Genomic DNA, 23,991 nt, shown 5'->3' with positions numbered 1-23,991 from the left:
TTAAAAATTAAAGAGGAAGTATTATGAGTTTATTTATTTCAAACGCGCATGCAAGCGCTGGTGCACCTGCAGCAGGCGGCGGTATGGAAATGCTAATTATGTTAGCGATTTTTGGTTTGGTTTTTTACTTTTTAATTTACCGCCCGCAAGCAAAGCGCGTAAAAGAGCATAAAAGCTTAATGAGCGCGATGGCAAAAGGCGATGAAGTGCTAACCCAAGGTGGTTTAGTGGGTAAAATCGTAAAAATTGCTGAAGATAAAGACTTCATCGTGATCTCATTAAATGAGCAAGCAGAAGTAACAGTACAAAAATCAGCAGTATCTGCTGTATTGCCTAAAGGCACAATGAAGTCGCTATAAAAATAATAAGGACGGCCCCGTGTTAAACAAGTTTCCAATTTGGAAGTATTTACTTGTTTTAGCTGTGTTAGCCATTGGCCTTTTATATGCTTCACCAAACCTGTATGGCCGCGATCCGGCCATACAGGTTTCTGGCGCTAAAGGCACAGATGTTGACCTCAGTGTTGTAGACAAAGTAAACGCAATCCTCAAAAAAGATAACGTAAGTGCTAAATCGACAAAGCTCGAAGATGGGCAAATTCTTGTTCGTTTTAAAAATGTTGAAGACCAACTAAAAGCACAAGACTTACTGCGTAACTCGCTAAGTAACGATTATATCTCAGCTATTAATATGGCTCCTGCACAACCGGCTTGGTTAAAGTCGCTGGGCGGTAATCCTATGAAGTTAGGCCTAGATTTAAGTGGTGGTGTACATTTCACCATGGAAATCGATATGGTCACTGCGGTGGATAATCAGTTAGAGCAAATGGAGCAAGATTTCCGTAGCGACCTGCGTGAAGAAAAACTACGTTATCGTAGTGTGCGCCGTGTAGCTGGTTCTGAGCGCATGCGTGTAGAAATGCGTAACGAAGAAGATAAAGACGCTGCAGAGCGCTTTTTAGAAAGCCGTTACCCATTAAACGTTTACATTGATGATAGCAGTAACGATAACGCATTCTTTGCCACTATGAGTGAGCTAAAGCTAAAAGAAATTCGTGACTATGCTATCAAGCAAAACGAAACTATTATTCGTAACCGTATCAACCAAATTGGGGTTGCAGAGCCAAACGTACAGCGTCAAGGTGCTGAACGTATTATTGTGCAATTACCAGGGATTCAAGATACCGCTCGCGCTAAAGAAATTTTAGGTGCTACGGCAACGCTTGAGTTTCGTGAAGTTGACGAAAATGCTGACATAAGCGCCGCTGCTCAAGGTCGTATCCCACCGGGTACTGAAATGATCATGAGCCGTGATGGTTATCCTGTGGTGCTAAAAAAACGCATTATTCTTGAAGGCAGCCATATTACTGGCGCGCAGTCAGGTGCAGATGAGTACCAGCGTCCACAAGTAAGCATTAAACTCGATAGTAAAGGTGGGGCAAAAATGAATGCCTTTACCAAGCGTGCTATCGGTAAACGTATGGCTACCGTGTTTATTGAATACAAGCCATCAGGTAAAAAAGACAGTGACGGTAAAGCACTTCCGCCAATTAAAGTGGAAGAAGTTATTAACGTAGCAACCATTCAAGCGCGTCTTGACCGTTCATTCCGCATTACCGGTATTGATAACCCAGCTGAAGCACATAACTTAAGTTTACTACTTCGCGCGGGTGCACTGGTTGCGCCTATTCAAATTGTAGAAGAACGTACGGTTGGGCCAAGCCTAGGTCAAGAAAACATTGAAGCAGGTATGACCGCTGTAGCTCTTGGCTTTGCGTTTGTACTGGCCTTTATGCTTATTTACTACAAAGGTTTTGGCCTTGTTGCGAATATTGCACTGGCTGCCAACTTAGTACTTATCATTGGTGTTATGTCATTAATTCCTGGTGCAACGCTTACCCTACCGGGTATAGCTGGTATTGTACTGACTGTTGGTATGGCAGTTGATGCGAACGTACTTATATTTGAACGTATTCGTGAAGAGCTAGCCGATGGCCGCAGCCCTCAACAAGCGGTTCATTTTGGTTACGATAGCGCCTTTAGTACTATTTTTGATGCCAATATCACCACATTAATTGCGGCGATTATCTTGTTTGCTGTTGGTACCGGTCCTGTTGCAGGTTTTGCGGTAACCCTAGCAATTGGTATTTTAACCTCTATGTTTACAGCAATTATAGGTACCCGTGCGGTGATCAACCTATTTATTGGTGGCAAACGTGTTGATAAACTTTCAATTTAAGGAGCAGACATGCAAATTTTAAGATTGGGCGGAAAAACCCTTCGTTTCATGTCTCTTCGAAAAGTGGCAATGGGCTTTTCTACGTTATTAATTATAGCGTCGCTGGCGTCACTTTTTGTTAAAGGCTTAAATTTCGGTTTAGATTTTACCGGCGGTACAGCAGTTGAGGTGGGTTTTTCGCAACCTGCGGATCTGAAAAAAGTACGTAATGTACTGGCTGAAAACGACTTTGCTGATGCATCGGTACAGCTTTTTGGCTCAAGCCAAGAAATACTGGTCCGTTTAGCCCCTCGCGGTGATGATGTAAAAGCAGAAGTAATTGGTAACCAAGTGATTGCTGCACTTAAACAAGCCGATGATAGCGTAGTAATGCGCCGCATTGAGTTTGTAGGCCCAAGCGTAGGTGAAGACTTAAAAGAGCAGGGTGGCCTTGCCATGTTAACTGCACTTATTTGTATCTTAATTTATGTGGCGTTTCGCTTTGAATGGCGTTTTGCTGTGGGCGCAGTTGGCGCGCTTTTACACGATGTAATCATTACGATTGGTTTATTCTCGGTGCTAGGTTTAGAGTTTGACTTAACTATTTTGGCAGCAATACTTGCCGTGATAGGTTACTCACTAAACGATACCATTGTTGTATCAGACCGTATTCGTGAAAACTTCCGCAAAGTGCGTATTGACGACACGATTGAAATTATTGATATCTCGCTTACGCAAACACTTAACCGTACCTTAGTAACCTCAATCACTACTATTTTAGTATTGATTGCGTTATTTGTATGGGGCGGCCAAACCATTCATGGCTTTGCTACTGCACTACTATTTGGTGTGTTTATTGGTACTTACTCTTCAGTTTACGTTGCCAGCTCGGTGGCTATTGCCATGGGCGTAAGTAAAGAAGATTTAATACCAGAAGTGATTGAAAAAGAAGGCGCTGATTTAGATCCAATGCCTTAATTGAGATTAAATTATTCTTAAAACAAAACCGCTCCTAGTGAGCGGTTTTTTATTGCCTCCTATATAAGTCACATAATAGTCATACTCAGTTGGTATTTTATTGCTCTTATTAAATTTTTATTTGAGCTAGTAGTGACTGAGCAACGACAAGTCTTAGAATCAATTTTACAACAAGGAGCAATAACAACCTTGTTCCAACCTATTTTCGATATAGCTAAGCAATCTATTATTGGGTATGAAGCGCTTAGCCGTGGCCCTAAAAATGGTCCGTTAGCCATGCCAAATAAGCTATTCGAAGCAGCTCATAAATACCAATTGATTTCAGAGCTTGAGCTTTTATGCCGTTCTCGCGCCATTGAAAATTTTGTAAAACTCAGTCTGCAAGGGAAGTTATTTTTAAATGTCAGCCCAAAAATTCTACTCGATCCGAGCCACCCTAAAGGCGAAACCTTACATTTAATTGAACAGTTTGGTCTTGCTGCCAATCGAGTGGTGATTGAAGTAACTGAACAAGAAAAAGTAGATGATGGCTTTTTACTGTTAAAAACCATCGCTCATTATCGAGAGCTAGGCTTTACGATTGCTATTGACGATCTCGGTGCAGGTTATTCAGGACTAAAGCAATGGTCGCAGTTATGCCCAGATATTGTAAAAATTGATCGTTACTTTATTGATCATTGCGATCAAAGCGAAGTTAAAAAAGAATTTCTAAAATCAATTATGGTGTTAGCACGGGCAACAAATACAGCGGTGATTGCAGAGGGAATTGAACGTTCCGAAGAGCTAGATTTAGTTAAAAGTATAGGCATAAGTCATGTTCAAGGGTTCTTGTTAGAAAGACCGAGTCAACAGCCAAGTTATGACTACAACTGTAAACAGTTACAATCGCTCACTTCGACCCAAGCCGCCTCAAAGTTTGAACAATCAATGGCAATAGGTGTGCTTGCTGTTGCTCAGCCTGCTATTAGCAGTCATACGCGTTGTAAAGAAGCTCATGCACTTTTTGAGCAAGACAAAAGCATAATCAGCTTACCGGTATTAAATAGCAGTCAGCAGCCAATAGGGCTGTTACACAAAGATCAGCTAACAGAAGTGTTTGCCGCGCCTTATGGGCATGCACTTTATGATAAATGTGAAGTCACTGAGCTAATGGATAAACAACCTTTAGTGGTTGATGAAAATCAAATGCTTGATATTGTCTCCCAGCAAATAACAGAGCAAGACTTTGATATTCGTCGCCATATTGTTATCACCTGCAACAATAAATATTTAGGCTTGGCACCGCTCAGAGACATACTAAAGCACATTACAGCAGAAAAAATCCGCCACGCTCAACATGCTAACCCTTTGACCATGTTACCGGGTAATGTGGCAATTAGTGAGGTAATAGAGCAGCGTCTGCAACATAAACAGCCATTTTCACTAGCCTATATCGATTTAAATCACTTTAAACAATTTAACGATTTGTATGGCTATGCCAGTGGTGACAGCGTAATAAAACTTCTGGCCGATGTTACTGTAAAAGCGTGTGCGCACAGCGCTAACTTTGTCGGGCATATTGGCGGTGATGACTTTATGGTGGTGTTTGAAAAAAAAGATGCGGTGGAGATTTGTAATACTATTATCACGCAATTTGAATTGCAGTCACGCGTATTTTTTACGCCAGAGCATATTGCTGGAAAAGGGTATTGGGCAACTAATCGAGAGGGCGAAAAGCAGTTTGTACCTTTACTTACATTATCGATAGGTTTAGTTGAGCCGGACCTGCTGCAGTGTAAAAATAGCCATCAAGTAGCGGCATTAGCGACAGATGCTAAAAAAGAAGCAAAACGTTATCGTCACAGCTACTTATTTATATGTAATCGAAGAAGGCCGGCTCCTGCTATTGTACGTTTATCCAATAGTAAAAAAAGTGGCTAACAAAAAGCAAAAAAGGAGCCTAGGCTCCTTTTTTAGTACGTAATTACGATTAACGTAATAACGACTCAGATAATACTGGGCGCATTTCGCGAACAATTGCCTGTGTTAGCTTAGGTGCACCACAGATTACGTTACCGCTCACGTTGTAGTTATTACCGCCAGCAAAATCAACAATCATGCCGCCAGCTTCTTTAACTAATAGCTCGCCTGCTGCTGTATCCCAAGGTTTTAAACCAATTTCAAAGAAGCCATCAACACGACCCGCTGCAACATACGCCATATCTAGCGAAGCAGAGCCTGCACGGCGAATATCAGCCGTGTGAACAAATAACGCTTTAAACGCTTCAGAGTATGCATCTAAGTGATGTTTTTGTTTGAAAGGAAAGCCTGTAGCAAGAACTGAACCAGCAAGTTCAACAGTTTTAGATACACGTAAACGTTTGCTGTTTAACTGTGCGCCTTGACCGCGAGAAGCAGTGAAAAGCTCGCCACGAATTGGATCGTAAATTACTGCTTGGTCTAAACGACCTTTAACTTTAAGTGCAATAGATACTGCGAAATGAGGGATACCCTTGATGAAGTTAGTTGTGCCATCAAGTGGGTCAACAATCCATTGGTAATCAGCATCCTTACCTTTGTGTTCGCCTAACTCTTCACCAACGATGCAGTGATCAGGGTAAGAACGTAAAATAGTGTCACGAATTACGGCTTCGGCTTCTTTATCAATGTTAGTAACTAAATCGTTGGTGCCTTTTTGTTGCACTTCAACTTTTGATAAGTCTTCACTTGCACGAAGAATAAGTTTGCCTGCGTTACGCGCAGCGCGAACCGCAATGTTTAACATTGGATGCATGGTATTACCTTTGGGTTGTAAAAGAACGTTTATATATTTAAGCCGGCGTATTTTAGCGGTTTTTGCCATAAAGTAAACCATAAAGCCTAAATACTTGTGAGTGTTTTTTGTACAGGTATGATCTTTCGATATATTTATCGAAATAAAAACAAGCAATAAATTTGTAAATTAGCGCTTTACCTAAAGTGAACTTGAGGTTTTATGATGTTCTATATTCAATTAACAGGAAGAAAATTATGAAATTAGAACACGTAAATTTAGTTGTCAGTGATATAAACGCCATGCTTAAGTTTTACCAAGCAGCATTTCCCTATTGGTCAATTAGAAGTGAGGGAGAAGGAACCTGGTATGGTAAAGCAAGGCGCTGGGTACATTTTGGTGATAACGATCAATATATTGCTATAAGCGATCACGGTGAAGGGAAAAATCGTGACTTATCAGGGCATCAAATTGGCTTGGCACACTTTGCCTATGTAACCAATAACTTAAATGAAGTAATAGCGCGCTTAAAGCATGCGGGCTTTGCAATAAGTAAGCAAGGCGCTGTAAATCCATTTAGAAAGAACATTTATTATATTGATCCCGCAGGGTTTGAGGTTGAGTTTGTAGAGTATATGAGTGATGTACCTAGTGAGCGAAATAACGACTTATAATATGAATGAAGCCAACTATTTTGGCTTCATCAAATGTTTAGCATATTTAATAATGTTTACCATTCATACCAAGTTGAGTTTTTAGATCATTTGCAAAGCTAATAAATTTTTCTTTAATAGTGCGCTTAACTTTAACTTCCACAGAGCCTAAAACAGTTTTTCCTTCAATTTGAATCGTTGGCCCTTGGCGTTTATTGAGTGAAACTGTTTTATTTTCAAAACTGCCTAAAATACAAAACATTTTAGAAACTACATTAACGTGCTCAGGTACATATATTTCTTCGCTGCCAAAGTAACAATTAACGTGAATAGTGACATGTTGGTGGGTAAAAATAGCATCCGTAAAATCAAGATTGATTGACCCCATGTAGTTTTCTATATAAATGTTTTGAGGCACCACCCATTGGCCGCTTCGTTCACTTGAACCAAGAATGCTTCTTAATGTAAGTGGCTCTTCATCAGTCTCATGCTGCGCACTATAATTAGGTGCAAACTGCGAGTGCTTTTGTGCCTTATATTGCTGGTCAGTATTTAAGGTTAAATCTTCAACAAGGGCCATAAGCGCGCTATTGTCACTCGCTGCCATTGCATCGTCTAAGCGCCTCTCAAATGCTTCTACAGAAATGACACCATGGCTGTAATTATAAATGAGTTGATCAATTACTTGCTCACGAACTTGCTCGATAGGGCGGTCTTCAATTTTAACAGACATTTAAATTATCCTTTTAAGGTTGCTGGCTAGTTCAAAGCAAGCCTTATACCAAATAATAATTCATTTAAAATCATTAATTTATGTTTTTTTGTTTTTTCATCCTTTATTATATTAACGACAGATTAACCAAATATACAATTATTTAGTAAGTTTCGCTATTCGAGAAAGTTTTACGCAATGGTCTGTAAATGTTTACTTCGTAGGTTTAAGTCAGTATCGGTAGTTTTAATTTAAGTCATTGAAATTTAAGTATAAAAATAGTTGGCCCGATGTTCGCATTAGTTCAAGTGTCTTTAATCAAAAGGAGAACGATTATGAAAACATTTAATAAGTCTATGATTGCAGCCCTAGTATTAGGAACAACCGCAATGGGCGCTCAAGCAAGCAGCTGGGAAAACGAAAGCAAAGATGCTTGGATTGATGGAAAGGCAGAAACAGTACTGCTGATGAACACCAATCTAAACAACTTTGATATCAACACGGACGTAAAAAACGGCAAGGTAATGCTGACAGGTAAAGTAAACAGCGATGTAGATAAAGAACTTGCTGAAGAACTCGTGCTGAGCCTAGATGGTGTAACTGATGTTGAAAACAGTCTAACTGTGGTAAAAAACACCGACATGAAGAAGCATGATTCTAAAATGATGGGTAACGATACCGAAAGTGATTTAACCGATGCCAAAATCACAACAGTCATCACAACGCGATACTTATTTGATTCTGAAGTAGGTGGTACAGACATTGATGTTGATACCGATAATGGTGTAGTAACTCTTAAAGGTTCAGTTGAGTCTGATGCTGAAAAGCAATTAGCGATGGAAATTGCTAAGAACGCTGAAGATGTTCGCAAAGTAGTTGATGAATTAACTGTTATTGCAGAATAATACACTATACTAAAAGCCCAGCCTTGCTGGGCTTTTTGCTTTGCTAACGTTAGAAGGGTTAAATTATGGATATTATCAGGATTATTTTTTCTATTTTATTACCACCACTGGGTGTATTTTTACAGGTGGGGCTAGGGATGCACTTTTGGTTAAATATTCTGCTAACCTTGCTCGGCTATTTCCCAGGATTAATTCATGCGATTTATATTATCGCCAAAAAATAACACCATATCGCAGTAATACATTTAATACTGAGTTGCTAATTGCCATCGTAAGGTATGTGTATTAGTTACTCAGACTACTATTATTTAATGAGTTCGTTTCTTCGAAGTCATCATCAATAAATCTAAAAGCTTACTATTTGAGCAGTTAGCCCTTTGATTGTTAAAATAAAGCTTTTTGCTAGTGACAAGCCCCTAAAAACTTTTTATACTGCAACCCGCTTTAGTCGCTCTGTGGCTAAACGCTTCAAAAATTAACTGCTTACAGTTATACAAAGATGGCCCCTTAGCTCAGTTGGTTAGAGCACACGACTCATAATCGTTAGGTCCCCAGTTCGAGTCTGGGAGGGGCCACCACTTTTACAAGCTTTCCAAGTAAATACCTACTAACCGAAATTACTCTGTGCTACCTCTGTGCTACTTTTAGAATAGCAAAGTAATTATAATAATTCGCTCTGATCTAGTTATAACTTCTTAGCTTATTAGGTGATCACTGAAGGGACCATCACAAACACCGCTAAAATACACCAAGGAAGTAGGATGGATCTGGCAAAACCTCAAAGTTGTTCTTATCGCTTAGCGGCAATAGGTTGACTTGTATTATTTACTGTTTACATAATAGCTAAATATTGTTGCTTAACAGATGAATTGGAAATTAAATGAAAAACTTACCAACGGAAGGAAACAGCCAAGAGATTGGACGCTTGGCTGGAAGAGCTCTTGGTAATAAGTTACCTAAGTCATGGATTGAAAAAGAGCTCGATGGAGATTCTGATTTTGGTATAGATTATCTGATTCAGCTAAAATCTGAGGAGAGCTTAGTTTCATTTAGTTTTTACCTACAATTGAAAGGTACTGCTTCACCTAGATACAGCTCAACTAATACATGTGTTTCTTATGATTTCAAAGTGAAAACACTTCAGTATTATCATCAACAAGAGCCTCTTGTAATGGTGGCAGTAGTTGACTTACAAGGAAATGAAAATGAGCTGTGGAAGTGTCCAATTTATTATTGCTGGCTTGATGAAGACTGGTTCGAGGAAAATAAAGGTAAACTCCAGACTCAACAAACGATCTCTCTAAAGATCCCCACTAACCAATTACTAGATCAGTCTTTGAATATATATGACTTTTATTCCAAGAGGTTAGATGAGAAGTTTGCCGTAGATAAACTGAAAAAAGGTATACAACAACAAAATAGAACAGTAATAGATGGAATTGAAATAATCTCTAGTGCGGTACATCAGAAACCAAAACTGCTAGAAAGTTTAGCGGAGCAAAGCGATGCTCCTTGGCTAACAAACCCTGAAGGTACAATAGCCTGTGAGCTAAAACGTTGTTCAGAGTACGTCCAATCAAACAACCTAGAGACTGCCAATAAAGTTCTTACAAACCTCTTTAATAAAGAAGAGCAGTTTACCCAAAATGAGTATGCTGAGTATCACTATCAAAAGGCCAACATCCTATCATTAAATGGCCTTTTAAATGAGGCTGAAAGCGAATACCTTTTGGCATTTAATAAAGATAAAAAAGAGCGCTACCACTTAGGTTATCTTGATTGCAAGTTTCGCAAGGATCCGCTTCCGCCTCAAGCTGAACTTGAGAAACTAATTGAAGAATTAGATGAAACCAGCTACCAAAAGTGTTTAGTTAAAGCTAAATGTTTATCAATCTTAGATAGGCCTGAAGAAGCAATTAAAATACTTGAAGACAACCACCCAGAAAGAATTATTGGTCAAATGGTTGTTTCAACTATCTCGGGAATGGGTGATAAGTTAGAAATTTTGATTAGTGAACATTCTGACCCTAGCTCATTCAGTGATAGAGAAGCATATATATTTAACAGCCTTGCGGCTAGGTATTACTTCTATAAGGCTACAGGTAACGAGGTGGCAGGGGAAGTACTACCTATGCAAGGTAAACGATCTTATGACCTTGCGTTGATGGAGCAGTCATTTGACTTCACCAAAAAAGCCTGGAGCTTAGCAAAAATTTTAGGATATCCATCTGACATTATAGTACTGCTAGATATAAGCGTATTAATTTATGGGTATTTTGATGCCCTTCCACTCTTAAAAGACGATATTGAATCTATCCTTTCTTCTCGTCCTGAGAACCAAGAAATTATCCGTCCGTATACCAAGATCCTTTTCAATACTGAAGACTACAACTCCGCAATAAAATTACTACAAAGGCTAGAACAGCTAAATTCCGAGGATTGCGGAATGTTAATGCTCTCCTATTACAACTTAGGGAAAAAGCCAGAAGCTTTAAAAATTGTTAAAGAGTCAGAAAAAAAGCTTTTGGAAAATACAACTCCGAATCCCGCATTGCTTTTTTGTGTCGCTATGGAAATAGCTAACGAGTTATTTGAGCCAGAATTTGCTGAAAAATATAAAAATATTGTGAAAGAAGCTGAAGGTGGTGACTCTTATCTTGCAATACACAAATTTATAACATCCTGTAATACTTACCCAGATCGTAAAACTGAATACTCTGAAGAGCTATATAAAACTTATTTTGAATTAGGAAAGCCAACATCTATTGCTGAACAGTTATTTGGGCAACTAGATCCCTACATCAAAAGATCAGCAGAAAAGGTCATAGAGTTAGGTGAAAATTTGATGAAGCAAAGAGAGCTAAGAAAAAATGATTATCTGCATTTAGCTCAGGCTTTTTTGACAACGCAACAATGGAAAAAGGCTGAAGAAATTGCGAGGGAAAATATTCAAAAAGGCATAAGTGTTGCGCAGTGCAAGCTCATTCTTTCTGCATCATTGAACCATCAAGGTCACGTGGGAGAGGCCTATAAGACATTGAAAGATACTTTAGAAGAGCCTGGAGTCTCACGAGCTACTCAAATCTCCTATATAAATTTATGTCTGTCTTTAGGTTTACTTGAGGATGTCGTTGAAGTTCTACGTGAGCTTTATAGCAACAGTATAAAAAGAGGTGAGAAGATTTATTTTCTCAAGCTTCTTATCAACATTTATTCTGGCAATGAAAATTACTTAACTCAATTAGAACGAGCAATAGACAAATATGGAGAGTTAGTTGATCAAAATGACTGTGAAGAAGAAGGTCAGTTTCTATCTTTGTTTCTAAGAATGCCGAGTGATGGAGGGGTTAATGATAGAGTTAAAGATTTTCAAAAGCGTCTTACGAAATATACAGAACGCTTTCCCAATTCTAGGGTTCTTAAGAAAGGCTTAATTAATCCTGACGATGGGCCAAGTTCAATTATAAAATCAATTAATGAAATTGTAGGGATAACTGACGAGCAAGTGGAGCAGTGGGAAAAAAATAAGCGGGCGATAAGAAATGATTCATTGCCGGTACCTTTTAGTATGCGGCATGACTTCTTAAGTAATACAGGTAATATCTTTACCTCTTGGAGTTACTCACTCAATTACCCTGATGAATTTATTGAGTTTAGGATCAAGCAAGCGCCACAAGCTAAGGCCGAGAGCTTTACTGAAGCATTTAACTCTAACGAAATAATTTTTATTTTAGAAGAGACTTCTTTATTAATACTTGCAGAGCTAGAGATACTTGATCTATTTCTCGAGAATATTTCAGGATTCAGCTTATTAAGAACAGTATTTAATAATATTAATCAAACTGCTTATGCCTATGGAGAAATAAACAACTTACTAGCAAAGCGAATTCAGCTAGCGATTCAGAAGCATCTAGATAAATTAATTTTGCTAGAAGCTAGTGTTAAAGAAACAGATTCAATAGCTCTCTATACGGAAGTGATGTTATCTAACCGTTCACTGCTTATCACTGACGATTTGTATCTATCACACTATATTAAATTAAATTGTGAAATTGCAAAGTTTGCTAACACCTTTAATGTTATCGAACATATTTTCGCAGCAAAGCTCATTAATAATAGTGATAAATACGATTTAGTAGCAAAGGCTTGTGATATGGGCTTATATGAACCAAACATGCGAATGGACCTACTTATAGATCTCTTTATTCACTATTTAGATGCTGATAATGTAACTGACTATACTCAAACAAAATTTAAATCTATCTTCGATAAACTATTTGAGGTCAATAGGAATAGAAAGAGCTGTCGAGATTTGCTTTTCAAGATGCTGAATCAAGTTGAATTGAGAAGAAGTATTAATGTTGATGTGTTATATAGCCTTTTTAAGGGGTTTTTAATTAGGCACCCTATTAAAACTGAAATGGGTTTGATTTCTGTTTGGTTCATATATAAATGCTTTCATACTGCAGCTGATAGCAAGTCAGTGATATATAGAAGTGAGCAACACTTTGAATACTGGCTAGAATATGAAGCATTAGCAATAAAAGTTAATGGGCAATTAAACACATTTCAAGAGTTAATAACTCCGATAATTCAAGAGCTTCTCGTACTTGAGAAAGAAGTAAGGGAAAGGGCATTGATAGCAATTATGAATTGCTTCGTTCCAATGACTCAGGAATCGGAATCATTCACAAGTTTATTTAAGCAGGCTTCTTTTAACGATAGCTTAATGCACTTAAACTAATATGGTTCTAGATAAAGGTAGGTGGATTGGAGTGACCTTTATTTGAATAGTTAGCAATAGCTTACGAAATTGCTAAAGCAAGGCTGATACTAATTATGCTTTGAGGTCTATCAGTTAATTAGAGGTTGTAGCTAATTTTGTGTAATTGCCTATCTCAAATACACCTCAGTAATTTCAGCCCTGAAATGTCCTAGCTCTTGCGACACAGTTTCGAGAGCTGTTGCCCTACTTAAGCCTAAGTTTTTTAATTCATTCATTCTCTCTTGTGCATAGCTGTGTCTAAGTCCATGACCGCCATTAGAAAAAAAGAGTGTGCGACTAGATGCTTTAGAGAATGAGCACGACCATTTATGGCCACCGCCAAGATCGTAGCGTTGCAAATAGTTAATTTCCCTATCACGAACTGTTACAGGCTGCGCTAAGCGCCTTTGTTCTAACTGTGTAGCTAATGCATTCGGTATTAGTACATCACGAATTAGGCCGCCTTTGCCTTTCACTGTATAAATACTACCTTCTCGACCAAGCCATTTACTGTTTAACGCTGGACGGCTATCAGCTTTTCGCTCTGATACTCTGGCTATAGTTAATAGCTCATGGGCTCTTAATCCTGCTGCGTAGGCTATTTGTGTAGATAAATTATATTTTCTAGTTTGATGTTCACTGATTGCATGAGCTTGGGCTGAAGTATAGGCGCGAGACTTTTCGATTATCTCCTTTTCAGACTTTATTACAGTCAGTGTTTCTTTAGGGGCTAGTTTACCATTGAGTTTAAACATAGCTTGAATTGCTTGCCGTTCCATATCCAGCGTTTTTTGGCCTGCAAACTCATTGCGGTAATCAAGATATTTATAAGCATCTTGAATACTCATGCCTTGCACACCATTAATGCCAATATCCTTTGACCACCGAGCTATTTTTATCAGCGCAGTTTTATAGCTTCGAGCAGTTCCTAGAGATTTAATAATTTTGTGCTTATATAAGTTTTTAGCTAGCTTCTCCGCTTGCGTTTCTGGTTTTGCGAACTTAGCCATTCTTTTGTACCCAACGTTTTACAGTTGTCCAATGTGCTCTCACTCCTTTACGCAAGAGCCATCTTTGTAGGTTAGCTATATTCGTATCTTCTTCGTAAAGAGCCAGAAGTCGTAGTTTATGTTTATCGAGCTTGGATGGCTTAAATCGTTTTTTACTGATCAATTTTTTCTCATTTTTTAGGCGCAGTGCTTCTGCTTTAGCATTAAAGGTCATAGTTATTCTCCGGTGTGGTTGTAAGAAAAACTGGCTGATTAAGCTCAGCGGCTAACGCCTATTCGCCCCTGTTTTACGCATGCGTAAGGCTCGGACTGATCGCGCCTAAAAATCAAAAGACTTGGTTTTATGATGAAGCTAAAAGCTTCTAAAGTGGGGGTTACAGAGAATGTAACAACGTGTTGAAGGCAGCAGAAAAGCGCCTGTTTTTTTCTTGCCCGAAGGGCTTGATTAATATTTAGATTAGCAGCTTTAATTTAAATTTCAATCTGCAAATAAAAAATTGCGTATAAGATGCTCCAGAGCCCATATCCCGCTATGTGCAAGCCTATTTTAGGCTTCTACATAGCGGGATATGGGCGAAGCCCAGAAAAGAGGAGGCAATTGCTCATGATGCCTCATTTTGAAATGGTTTAATTAATTAACTTAAAAGTGATTTATTACTTCATTCACACTTTTAAGCATGATAATTATTAGTTTCAATTACAAGGAATATTGAATGACTGAAGAGACTAAAAGAAAAAGCGAAACAATAGAGAGAATTGCGACCAAACTGTCAATCTTAGCTATTTTAGGCGGTGCAATTGCTGCTATTAATCATTATGCAGGTTATAGCTTTTTGAAGGGAGTTATAGAGGTTATAGGATTAGGCAATTCCAATGTTGAATTAAGTAATCAAGAAACTACACATATGACTATGTTTGCTATCCGTACTATGCACGAGAACTGGATGGACGAGGTAGCGAAGTTTTTCAAAATGGGTTGGGAAAGTATTTCTGTACTTTGTCTTATTGTTGCTCTCTATTGGTATTTATTTTTTGAGCACAAACTATCAAAAAAGAATAAAAATAAGCCAAGTAGGGTGTTCAATTGGCTTAAAAAAATTCCTGGTGGCTTAAAAAAATTGTTCGCATATCCTTTTTTCGCATTTATAGGGTTGATCATTTATATGATATCTATATCCACCTTGCTGTGGGTTGTTTGGGGTATTTTATCAATATTCTTTTCGGCTGGTCAGTCTTATGGCGCTAAGTTAATAGGGGATGGTGTTTGTGGGTCTTTTAAAGAAGTAAAAAAAGAAGAATATAGTAAGGTCTCGGGGTGTACAGTTTATATTGATGCTTATGGTAATTACTTACAAGGTAGAATCGTTTACACGGGTAAGAAAGAGTTTATTTTTGTCACTAATACAGAAAGTGTTATTTTTGATGAAAAGGGGAAACATTTGGCTTGTTCACCAAGATATGATTTAGATAAGGGTGCTGATAAGCAACTTAAGCATCATTGTAGTGCGCCATTAGCTATCCTAACCAAGTCTGATAAATAATTATATTTCAATTATTAGAGTCGGCTGCCTTAAGAGCTAGACTCTAAAATAACCAATGCTAATTTATCTTCGATACAATATAGATACGCAGTAGGCACCTCTAAAATATCAGCAAGTGCTTTTACTGTTTTAAAGTCTGGGGCATGTACTCCTTTTTCGTATTGGTTCATTCTTGCTGATGCAGAAAACTCATCCATTCCAGCTAAAATTCCTAACTGTTTTTGTGATAGTCCTTTGGTTTTTCTTGCCTCTTTTAAGCGCTTTGGAAATGGTGACTCGTCATTAGTTTTCATTATTTATTATTCTTAGTTTTTGCTTTCGTGGGTAATTTGAATTTGGAGAGGAATGAATATGCTTGAAACATTTGTGTGTGTATTAGTCGGGGCTATCTACTTGCTGGTAAGTATATTTACAAGTGATGAGCAGTCGTCGAAAGAAAACGAGCAAGTAGATAAATTGAATGATGGTATGGGCAATATTATCGCTGATGGTGAATTTATGTCGCGTGAAGAAGCTGAAGATGCACAATCACGTGGTGAACTTTACGACACCTATTACTAATCACTTAAAGAATAAGGTAGTGTTCAAAATTAGGCATGCCTAATTTTAAGGAGTAATTTAATACTACTTTTAGATTTACTCAAAAAGTTGAAGTGAGGCCATTCATCCCTTTAGTAGCATTTATCTTTTATATAATTAGTTAATTAAGGGTAGTAGGTTTTGCCCCTAAGCTACCCAAAGCTTCTAGATTAACCTACACAAATCCCGTATTGAGGTAAAATATCATCGATAATTGTTAATTTATGCTTTTTTGCTGCATCATGAAAATACTTCCAGTTTGATGTCATGAAGTCGGCAGTGAATTCATATTTGTCTTCATCACCATTAGCTAGAGTGGTCCCTAAAGCTTGATGTTTCCATGAACCTTCTCCTTTAGCTATATAATCAAGGGTATATGCACCTAAGTTGAATCTATCGTTTTCAATTGCTTCTAGCCAAAGCTTGTGGCGAGTTTCGCCTTCGTTCATATCAAACTCTATAAAACACTTAGATATCTCAAGTTTTAACTCCTCAGGTAGTCCATGTTCTTCAATATCTAAGTATCTTTGATAGGCTTTACATAACTCATTTGCAGCTATTAAGAAGTCTACAGTATTATTTCTCACTACCTCTTCCCCTAACCCATTGGTATAGCTCCACTCTTGATGGGGAAGATCTGGATTAGAAAGTGCTTGGCCATGGCCTAGGCTAGGTATATCATCTTGAAAAATATCAGAAAAGAAACCTGAAATTCGTTCCGTAAGCTCAAGCTCTGGGTGCCCATTTCGATCTAAAATATTTTCAACTTTATTAACATCATGATTGACTCCTGCAAAGCCTTGATGCCCCCAAGTATCAATAAAAACATGAGAGGTAATTCCTAATCGATGTAAACCATAAGGTCGATTTTTTTCTGCAATACATTCATCAATCATATCTTTAGAAATATAAGAACCAGGTTTACACACCAGCTTTTTAATGAATGTTCCAGATGGGTTTTGACCAGCAGGTAGGCCACCGTTACCAGGAAGAAAATGGAATGGTACCCAGACTTTCATATTCTTCAAGCTGTCTAGGTTTTTATAATCCAACATTTTATGAGCTGTAGCTATACGTTCATACGCAGCGCCGTTACTGAACTCTATATGACCATAGTTTGTTGCATCATCCACATATTGAGATGCGTGAGCAATAATAGTAGCTTCTTCTACCGAAAATCCAGCAGCTCTTGCTATAACCCATGTCATACCGTGGTGTAAATCAATTTGCATTTTACAATCCTTATTTGTTGTTTTTTTATCCACCTTTCCAGTAAAACACAAATTATCTCAAAGGTTAATTAAGAACTGCCATAGCAGATATGCTGTTTTGCTTTTACTTTCTCTTTTTTGGTTATGTTAAATGCTTTGATGTTTTTTATACTTATAAAAAACCCATAAAAAGTCAGGGGGGTTTTTCTGAGAATAAAAAAGATTTATGTGAATAATAGTAAGCACTCAAACTAAATGGTAATTAATCGGAGTGCTTTATGCCGAAAATCAAACCTCAATTTTATACAGCAGATGAAGTTGCAGAAGCTTTATGCTGCTCTAAGCAAACCTTATACAATAAGCTAAGTGAGAACAGGCAAGCAAAAGCGCGTCACTCACTGCCTCCTTATATCAAGCAAGGTGGTAAAACACTCTTTCCTATATCAGAGTTCCACCACTGGATTGAAACGCAGCCTTTAATTCGTAGTGGGGAGGTATATTACTAATGGCCTTCACACTAAACAGCAAAGAAATAATCACCAACTGTCCTATCGAAGAGCGAACTTTTGGTTCATACCCAGCCTTTTTGATTGATCCATGTATTTTGCCCCTTAAAAAGCTTGAGCAATCGACTGTCAAAGGCTTTGGCAAATACAAAACTGTAATGTTGAGCAGTCCTCAAATTTTGCCTCATGGTCACTATGCAAGGTTGATCATTGCTCACCTAACAACACAAGTCAGTAGAAGGCCAGAGCTTCCCTCATACGTCATAGCCAAATCTGTAAGTGAGCTATTTCAGCAAATAACAGGACAAGACAGCATATCAGGTGGCACATACGCTAATTTTTTACTCTCTCTCGAAAGAGTATTTGATACGACATTTACAGTTGTCCCGACTAATAAATCAAAAGATAAAATGCGAAGAAGGGGATTTTTCGCTGAGGCGGATAATTTGATCAACGATGAGTATGGTATTGGCTATTTCAATGCTAAATATAAACAGGTTCTCTATACCCCCTCGAACAGCTTTAAGGCGCTGATAGCTGATGATAAAAGCATTATTCCCATTGATTTAAGGTTCCTTCAACTTGCTCGAGCTAAAGACATAGTCCTCGCCCATGATCTCTACTTGTATCTCATACGACGAGGTTATGGACGTGAAAAAATTGTTTTTGTCCCTTGGGGAACCCTCCACAAAGATGTTTTTCCCTACCTAGACAGGCTTGCTCTGAGTAGGTTCAAACGGCGATTTTTGTGCGCTTTAGACTTCATTCTTGAATGCCATCCTCACTCTGGCATCCGTTTAGATAAAAAGGATAAAGGTATCGTCATTCCGCCTAACAACTACCTACTTCGCGGGAGAGATGGCTAGCGTATGGCTGCTTAAAAATTATGTATAAGTAGTTTCTAGTAATGTCATTGGCGGACAAAAGTTTGTCACTGGCGAACAGTTTTATGTCACTGAGAACCAAATGTTTGTCACTGGCGTGCAAAAGTTTGTCACTGAAGGACAGTACCACCAATGCAGCCCTTTATTATCAAGGCCTCTAGCTCCCTACTTAATACCTTAAATTCTCAATATCCAAAAATCTTATTATTAAGGACACTTAACTGTGAATAACAAAACTTATAAGTACGAAAAGTACATGAAGAACCTGCCTTACATCAAAGACCTTCAGTTATACAAGGCTGTGGGGATGACTCTTTATCTTATCATTGATAAAAATAGAACTTTGAAGTTTGCACTCTCTTCTGCAAGCACAAAGCATAATTTTAAGCCAAAGAAGCGAATTGAAGACCTTGCCCGAATCGCTCTCCCTGATGACTTCTTCGACAAAAGGCAAAGAGCTAATGCACCAATTGAAAAACGAGAAGAGGCTGCCCAAACTCATAGGGTATATTCAGAATTTGAATCACTTGCTAATAGGCACTTAAGTGACATAATGAATAGAGAATCATAAGGCTTCATATGACACCAGAAGAATTAGAGCGACAGGCAATTGCCTATGCTAAAAATAATAGGACTCGTATAGCTCGCGAGTTAACAGATAAAGATCGGTTTCCTCCCGATAACAGGCCGGTTTCTGTTTTTATGGCAGGTTCGCCTGGCGCAGGAAAAACGGAAGCTTCAAAAGCTTTTTTAGAAGAAATTGGTGCTGATAATGTACTCAGGCTTGATCCAGATGAGTTAAGAGAACTAATACCAGGTTATACAGGTGATAATTCTTATTTATTTCATCGTGCTGTATCTTTTATAGTTGAGAGAACACTTGATCATGCTTTTAAAAACAAGCAGTCATTTTTGTTAGATGGTACCTTGGCAAGTTATGATGTTGCAGAAAAAAATATTGAGCGTTCTATTCGTAAAGGTCGAAAAGTGCTTATTTTGTTTGTGTACCAAAAGCCAGAGTATGCATGGGAATTTGTTGAAGCCAGAGAGAAGTTAGAAGGGCGTAGGATTTTACCAAATACTTTTATAGATCAATTTTTTGCATCACAAAATGTTATCAAGGAACTTAAATTAAAGTTTGGAAGTCAAATTAAAGTAGATTTATTGGTTAAGAATAATAAGGGTCGAACACGTTTTTATCATGATAACGTTCAGGCTATTGAGCATCATTTAGATGAAAAATTCACTAGAGAAGATCTACAGAGCCTGATAGAATCGCCATTCAGCTCAAAAAACGAGCTTTAGGAGTACCTATGTTTTCAAATTTAATAAAGCCAAAGCAAGCTCAAAATTCTAAGCTTTCAGACTTTGTACTTGACTCAAGTTCAAGTGAGAAAAAGCGAGTTTATAATCAAGTTATTGAGCGAGCAATTTCCTCTCAAGTACAGGTAGTAAACAAAGCACCTGTAGGTCAACGATAATTAATAAAAAGTCCCGTATAGGGACTTTTTTGATTTAGAAGAAATTTATAAATATCAACTTAACAAAGTGCTCATCAACTCAACTTTCTGTTCCTTAGTTAAGCCTGCTAAGAGACTTTTCATTTCACTCATTTGATCATCAGGTTTTTCTTCAATCAAACCTGCATATTTGGCTATTGTTTCTGTTACTTTTTCTGCTGGCTCTTTAAGCTCCTCAGCGGTTAAAATTAAATAGCCAGCAGTTACATCACTTTTATCTGTAATATGGTTTAGAAGGCGTTTTAGGAGGTACCCTGATACACCGCTACTCTCAGCCATAGATGTAAATGTTCTGCGTAAATCATGCGAAGTGATTTTTACTCCTGCAATTTGGCATACATGTTTCAACGTTTTTTTAGGATCAGTTAGGTACCCCTTTTTACAGTTTGTGCCAAACACATAGTCAGATACTTTGTATTCTTTTCGTCGATTAAATATCTCAGCTAATCGATCTGTAATAGGAAACTCAACGTCCAAGCCATTTTTTGTATCCTCTAAAATGAATATCCTATCTTCAAGGTGTACTTGTGACCATGGGAGTTGCAGTAGCTCAGACCTTCTCAGGCCTGAAAAGGTTAAAAACTCCAGATAATCACAAAAACCGACACGACTATTTTGACGGTATTTAGCAGCTTCATTTCTTACTTCATATAATGCGTCTATGAATGGTTTTAGTTGTGAACGACGCAGTCTTGTTGTTTTACGCTTTACATTATTCCAGCTTCGTTTTTCAGAAAGTGTATCTACAGGGTTTTCTGGAAATAATGAGCGACCTTCTGAAGACTTGTATTCAGCTTTAGCAAAGTTAAATAAAGCACGCATTAGGCGCATGGTATAATTTGCCTGAGCAGGGCTTCTAGAGGTTATTTCTCGTTGGCGCTTTAAAATCATTGTTTGATTTATATCGGCTAGGCGTTTGTTATGCCAATCTGATAGGTAGCAATCTATTTTTTGTTGATACCCCCTTTCGGTTATAGGCTTTAGATCTCTAGATTCGATGTATGAATCAAAGGCTTCTTTCAGGGTAATAGAAGCGGCTCTAAATTGGCGCTTAAGGTCGTTAGGGTTTATACCCTCTGCGATATCTGCCATTACTTTTTTAGCCATTCGCCTTGCATCATCAAGTGTAATTGATGGAAAGTAACCAAGGGTGACATTAACCGGGGTGTCTCGCCCTGGTATCTTTTTATAAACTCTAAATGATTTTTTACCAGCTACGCTCACATCTAAAATGAGTCCTGACAATAGATTGTCATAATAACGAGTGCGTTTACCGTTTGATTCTATCTTTTCAAGCGACAATTCTGTGAAGCGAAATTTTGTGTCTGACATATGGTGCTACCTCTGTGCTACTTTGAACGTAAAATTTAACGTTCTGAAATACATAATGATTTATGCATCAGAGGTAGGGTTTATTCAATAACCCTATGATATAGCTATGAAAATTAGTAAATAGTTTTATCAAAAAGTAACTCGTAGTAAGTCCTTGTTTTGCAACTCATAATCGTTAGGTCCCCAGTTCGAGTCTGGGAGGGGCCACCACTTTTCAAAGCTTTCCAAGTAAATAAAAACTCATTTTCCTAGTTTATAAAATTCGCTTTTGTTATTTCTATCGTATTTTCACCAGTACACTGATTTTTTTATTAATTCTATTGAATACATTGCAATAAACACAGTTGAATCTACTATTAAAGTGTTATGGGGTTTTATTATAAAAATCTTTACTTTATGCCCTTTAATGTCGCTACTGTTAATTGTGTGCGGTATATAAAATACTGCTTAGTTACCCCTTAGGTGCTCTATGTTATTAAAACGAAAAGTATACCTCAGCCTTATTCTGGCTGTTGTTGCTCCTTTAGCAATATCTACTCTAATATTTTCAAATAGTATTCGCTCAAATACAGAAGACAAACTAGCCAAAGTAGATTTACCAACAGCGCTTAGTGAAGTGAAAAGCCAAATCGAATTAGAGTTATCGACTCCTATTATTGTTGGCAAAGAAATAGCGCAAAACTTATTTGTGCAGCAATGGATGAATAATAATGAAGATGCGCAAAGCCGAGGTAAATTCATTGATTACCTCAAACATATAAAAAATAAAAACCAAGCCAGTAACGCATACATTATTTCTAAAAACTCCCGCAATTATTACACCGATGAAGGTATTTCTAGGCAAATAGACAGTAGTGATACTTGGTTTGATGCTTTTTTAGCATCGGATAGACCATTTGAAGTAGCACTCGACATAGATAAAGGTAGCTCTGAGGTGATGGTATTTATTAATTATGCCATTGAGCTTGATGGGCAAAGACAAGGAATTGCCGGAATAGGCCGTTCGCTCGATTCTATGGTGGATCTCATAAGTGAATATAGGATAGGTGAGGGCGGCATTGTTTATTTGGTCTCTGGTAGTGGCGAGATTATGTTGCATGGTAATAAAACTAAAATAGGGCAATCTGTTGACTTGGCGCCGATTAAAAATGGGGCAATTCAAAGTAAAGTAATTGATGGTGATGACTATGTTGTATCAAGTACGCCTGTAAACTCATTAGGTTGGCATCTAGTTGCTGAAATCCCCCAAGAGCAATTATATGGCCCAATTAATAGTGCTATTAATACTAATATCATTTTTGGTGTAATTATTGCGCTTGTAGGTTTAGCGTTAGCACGCGTGTTAGTAGGGCAAATATTTAGACCCATTGAAAACATTACTGCAGCAGTGAATGCGTTAACAGAAAAAGATGGCGATTTAACAGCACGACTCCCTACTGATGATAATAATGAAATTTCAGACTTAGCGGTTAAGTTTAATCTGTTTTTAGAGCAGTTACATTATATGTTCAAACAGGTTTCTGAGACGGCAATTCATGTTAAAGGTATTTCCCAAGATGTGCTTGAGCAAGTGCAAGGTGCGGCAAATTTAGCTGAAGTGCAATCATCGAGTACGCAAACGGTGGCGGCAGCCGTTAATGAGATGGAGGTTACGGTTCAGGATATTTCTGGTAGTGCCAGTAATGCAGCAGATATTGCTACTAAAACCGAAGAAACGACGCACAAAGGGGTTGAGTTTGTGCAAAGCACGATTAAACAAATGGAACAACTGGAAGCGTCAATGGCCAATTCTGTGGCCTCGGTGTTAGAGCTTTCGACAGAGATTAAATCAATTTCTCATGTATTAGATGTAATTAAAGGGATTTCCGAGCAAACTAACTTATTGGCGTTAAATGCGGCTATTGAGGCTGCTAGAGCGGGTGAGCAGGGCCGTGGCTTTGCTGTAGTTGCTGACGAAGTAAGAACGCTTGCGCAACGTACCGCGGAGTCTACGGAGCAAATTAATGAGATGATTGATTCGTTAAATGCTAAAGCGTCAAGCACGGTAACAGCGATTGAATTGGGCAGCAAAAACACCCTAGAAAATGCCGAGCGCTTAAAAGAAACCGGCCATACATTAAATGGTATTTCACAGGAAATTGTACTACTAAGCGAGTTAAACAACTCAGTGGCTACTGCAACGCGAGAGCAAACACTAGCAACCTCAGAAATTAGCCAAAATATTGTGATGATTTCCGATTCGGCAGAGCAAACCAAAGAGAATATGAAAAAGTCAGAGCAGCTTTGTAACGGTTTAAATAAAGAGTCGAATATTTTAAGGGATTTACTGGGTAAGTTTACGCTTTAAACACGATTTAATTAAAAAATCAGTTGAGCGAGGAAACCATCATAGTTATAGAGCTCTCGCCTATAAATATGATGCTGTA

Annotated in this window: 23 protein-coding genes and 1 tRNA gene; 17 read left to right on the top strand and 7 right to left on the bottom strand. The window is 38.0% G+C overall.

Translation table 11 applies throughout. The features are described 5' to 3' along the window. Positions 1 to 23 precede the first annotated feature (23 nt). From yajC to ACNSN2_RS13075, 4 genes are all read left to right on the top strand, one after another. Positions 24 to 359: a preprotein translocase subunit YajC gene (gene yajC, locus ACNSN2_RS13090; RefSeq protein WP_010391747.1), complete on the top strand. Its 336-nt coding sequence runs from the start codon at positions 24 to 26 to the stop codon at positions 357 to 359. A 19-nt stretch (positions 360 to 378) separates the two neighbouring features. Then, a complete protein-coding gene (secD, locus tag ACNSN2_RS13085) occupies positions 379 to 2,238 on the top strand; it encodes a protein translocase subunit SecD (protein WP_010391748.1) in 1,860 nt (619 codons plus the stop codon). 9 nt (positions 2,239 to 2,247) lie between these two features. After that, positions 2,248 to 3,195 (top strand): protein translocase subunit SecF, encoded by a 948-nt coding sequence (gene secF, locus ACNSN2_RS13080; protein WP_008466355.1) that lies wholly within the window; start codon positions 2,248 to 2,250, stop codon positions 3,193 to 3,195. Positions 3,196 to 3,327: 132 nt separating this feature from the next. After that, on the top strand, positions 3,328 to 5,115 hold the full coding sequence (locus tag ACNSN2_RS13075) for a GGDEF domain-containing protein (RefSeq protein WP_418607669.1): 1,788 nt from the start codon (positions 3,328 to 3,330) through the stop codon (positions 5,113 to 5,115). A gap of 49 nt (positions 5,116 to 5,164) precedes the next feature. Here ACNSN2_RS13075 and suhB read toward each other — a convergent pair whose 3' ends face one another. After that, positions 5,165 to 5,968: an inositol-1-monophosphatase gene (gene suhB / locus ACNSN2_RS13070; RefSeq protein WP_054202669.1), complete on the bottom strand. Its 804-nt coding sequence runs from the start codon at positions 5,966 to 5,968 to the stop codon at positions 5,165 to 5,167. A 236-nt stretch (positions 5,969 to 6,204) separates the two neighbouring features. On the opposite strand from suhB, the gene ACNSN2_RS13065 reads away from it, so the two are divergent. Beyond that, complete coding sequence (locus ACNSN2_RS13065; RefSeq protein WP_138606581.1) at positions 6,205 to 6,621, top strand: VOC family protein; 417 nt, start codon at positions 6,205 to 6,207, stop codon at positions 6,619 to 6,621. Positions 6,622 to 6,667: 46 nt separating this feature from the next. Here ACNSN2_RS13065 and ACNSN2_RS13060 read toward each other — a convergent pair whose 3' ends face one another. Further along, positions 6,668 to 7,333: a DUF1707 SHOCT-like domain-containing protein gene (locus ACNSN2_RS13060; protein WP_008466362.1), complete on the bottom strand. Its 666-nt coding sequence runs from the start codon at positions 7,331 to 7,333 to the stop codon at positions 6,668 to 6,670. A gap of 314 nt (positions 7,334 to 7,647) precedes the next feature. Between ACNSN2_RS13060 and ACNSN2_RS13055 the strand changes: the two genes are divergently transcribed. From ACNSN2_RS13055 to ACNSN2_RS13040, 4 genes are all read left to right on the top strand, one after another. Further along, positions 7,648 to 8,217 (top strand): BON domain-containing protein, encoded by a 570-nt coding sequence (locus tag ACNSN2_RS13055; protein WP_008466365.1) that lies wholly within the window; start codon positions 7,648 to 7,650, stop codon positions 8,215 to 8,217. A 65-nt stretch (positions 8,218 to 8,282) separates the two neighbouring features. Then, positions 8,283 to 8,441 (top strand): YqaE/Pmp3 family membrane protein, encoded by a 159-nt coding sequence (locus ACNSN2_RS13050; protein ID WP_008466367.1) that lies wholly within the window; start codon positions 8,283 to 8,285, stop codon positions 8,439 to 8,441. 277 nt (positions 8,442 to 8,718) lie between these two features. Beyond that, a tRNA-Ile gene (locus ACNSN2_RS13045) sits at positions 8,719 to 8,795 on the top strand. A gap of 302 nt (positions 8,796 to 9,097) precedes the next feature. Further along, a complete protein-coding gene (locus tag ACNSN2_RS13040) occupies positions 9,098 to 12,961 on the top strand; it encodes a DUF4365 domain-containing protein (RefSeq protein ID WP_138571275.1) in 3,864 nt (1,287 codons plus the stop codon). 149 nt (positions 12,962 to 13,110) lie between these two features. Here the strand turns inward: ACNSN2_RS13040 and ACNSN2_RS13035 are convergent, their stop codons facing one another. Together ACNSN2_RS13035 and ACNSN2_RS13030 are read right to left on the bottom strand one after the other, a co-directional pair. Next, positions 13,111 to 13,992, bottom strand: a complete 882-nt coding sequence (locus ACNSN2_RS13035; protein ID WP_138571276.1) for a site-specific integrase — start codon at positions 13,990 to 13,992, stop codon at positions 13,111 to 13,113. Beyond that, on the bottom strand, positions 13,985 to 14,206 hold the full coding sequence (locus ACNSN2_RS13030; RefSeq protein WP_138571277.1) for a hypothetical protein: 222 nt from the start codon (positions 14,204 to 14,206) through the stop codon (positions 13,985 to 13,987). Before ACNSN2_RS13030 ends, ACNSN2_RS13035 begins: the two co-directional genes overlap by 8 nt. A gap of 499 nt (positions 14,207 to 14,705) precedes the next feature. On the opposite strand from ACNSN2_RS13030, the gene ACNSN2_RS13025 reads away from it, so the two are divergent. Then, positions 14,706 to 15,533 carry a hypothetical protein gene (locus tag ACNSN2_RS13025; protein ID WP_138571278.1) on the top strand — a complete coding sequence of 276 codons (828 nt, stop codon included), beginning with the start codon at positions 14,706 to 14,708 and terminating at the stop codon, positions 15,531 to 15,533. A gap of 29 nt (positions 15,534 to 15,562) precedes the next feature. Here ACNSN2_RS13025 and ACNSN2_RS13020 read toward each other — a convergent pair whose 3' ends face one another. Further along, positions 15,563 to 15,826: a helix-turn-helix domain-containing protein gene (locus tag ACNSN2_RS13020; RefSeq protein WP_138571279.1), complete on the bottom strand. Its 264-nt coding sequence runs from the start codon at positions 15,824 to 15,826 to the stop codon at positions 15,563 to 15,565. Positions 15,827 to 15,884: 58 nt separating this feature from the next. Between ACNSN2_RS13020 and ACNSN2_RS13015 the strand changes: the two genes are divergently transcribed. Next, complete coding sequence (locus ACNSN2_RS13015; protein ID WP_138571280.1) at positions 15,885 to 16,094, top strand: hypothetical protein; 210 nt, start codon at positions 15,885 to 15,887, stop codon at positions 16,092 to 16,094. A 188-nt stretch (positions 16,095 to 16,282) separates the two neighbouring features. Here ACNSN2_RS13015 and ACNSN2_RS13010 read toward each other — a convergent pair whose 3' ends face one another. Beyond that, positions 16,283 to 17,344 (bottom strand): DUF6765 family protein, encoded by a 1,062-nt coding sequence (locus tag ACNSN2_RS13010; protein ID WP_138571281.1) that lies wholly within the window; start codon positions 17,342 to 17,344, stop codon positions 16,283 to 16,285. A 257-nt stretch (positions 17,345 to 17,601) separates the two neighbouring features. Here ACNSN2_RS13010 and ACNSN2_RS13005 point away from each other — a divergent pair, with 257 nt between their 5' ends. The 5 genes from ACNSN2_RS13005 to ACNSN2_RS12985 all read left to right on the top strand — a co-directional run bounded on the left by ACNSN2_RS13005 (position 17,602) and on the right by ACNSN2_RS12985 (position 20,194). Beyond that, positions 17,602 to 17,829: a helix-turn-helix transcriptional regulator gene (locus ACNSN2_RS13005; protein ID WP_138571282.1), complete on the top strand. Its 228-nt coding sequence runs from the start codon at positions 17,602 to 17,604 to the stop codon at positions 17,827 to 17,829. After that, positions 17,829 to 18,695: a hypothetical protein gene (locus ACNSN2_RS13000; protein ID WP_138571283.1), complete on the top strand. Its 867-nt coding sequence runs from the start codon at positions 17,829 to 17,831 to the stop codon at positions 18,693 to 18,695. The genes ACNSN2_RS13005 and ACNSN2_RS13000 overlap by 1 nt, the downstream gene beginning before the upstream one ends. A 241-nt stretch (positions 18,696 to 18,936) precedes the next feature. Beyond that, positions 18,937 to 19,284: a hypothetical protein gene (locus ACNSN2_RS12995; protein WP_138571284.1), complete on the top strand. Its 348-nt coding sequence runs from the start codon at positions 18,937 to 18,939 to the stop codon at positions 19,282 to 19,284. Positions 19,285 to 19,292: 8 nt separating this feature from the next. After that, complete coding sequence (locus tag ACNSN2_RS12990; protein ID WP_138571285.1) at positions 19,293 to 20,018, top strand: zeta toxin family protein; 726 nt, start codon at positions 19,293 to 19,295, stop codon at positions 20,016 to 20,018. Positions 20,019 to 20,026: 8 nt separating this feature from the next. Further along, positions 20,027 to 20,194: a hypothetical protein gene (locus tag ACNSN2_RS12985; protein WP_164835547.1), complete on the top strand. Its 168-nt coding sequence runs from the start codon at positions 20,027 to 20,029 to the stop codon at positions 20,192 to 20,194. Positions 20,195 to 20,248: 54 nt separating this feature from the next. Here the strand turns inward: ACNSN2_RS12985 and ACNSN2_RS12980 are convergent, their stop codons facing one another. Beyond that, positions 20,249 to 21,565: a tyrosine-type recombinase/integrase gene (locus ACNSN2_RS12980; RefSeq protein WP_418607663.1), complete on the bottom strand. Its 1,317-nt coding sequence runs from the start codon at positions 21,563 to 21,565 to the stop codon at positions 20,249 to 20,251. A 469-nt stretch (positions 21,566 to 22,034) separates the two neighbouring features. Here ACNSN2_RS12980 and ACNSN2_RS12975 point away from each other — a divergent pair, with 469 nt between their 5' ends. Next, positions 22,035 to 23,912 (top strand): methyl-accepting chemotaxis protein, encoded by a 1,878-nt coding sequence (locus tag ACNSN2_RS12975; protein WP_418607661.1) that lies wholly within the window; start codon positions 22,035 to 22,037, stop codon positions 23,910 to 23,912. Positions 23,913 to 23,991 lie beyond the last annotated feature (79 nt).

Source organism: Pseudoalteromonas sp. US3C1013 (assembly GCF_048401115.1).
Taxonomy (GTDB): domain Bacteria; phylum Pseudomonadota; class Gammaproteobacteria; order Enterobacterales; family Alteromonadaceae; genus Pseudoalteromonas; species Pseudoalteromonas undina.
The sequence above is the reverse complement of the archived record's forward strand: the minus strand, read 5'-3'. Positions and strand labels throughout refer to the sequence as shown.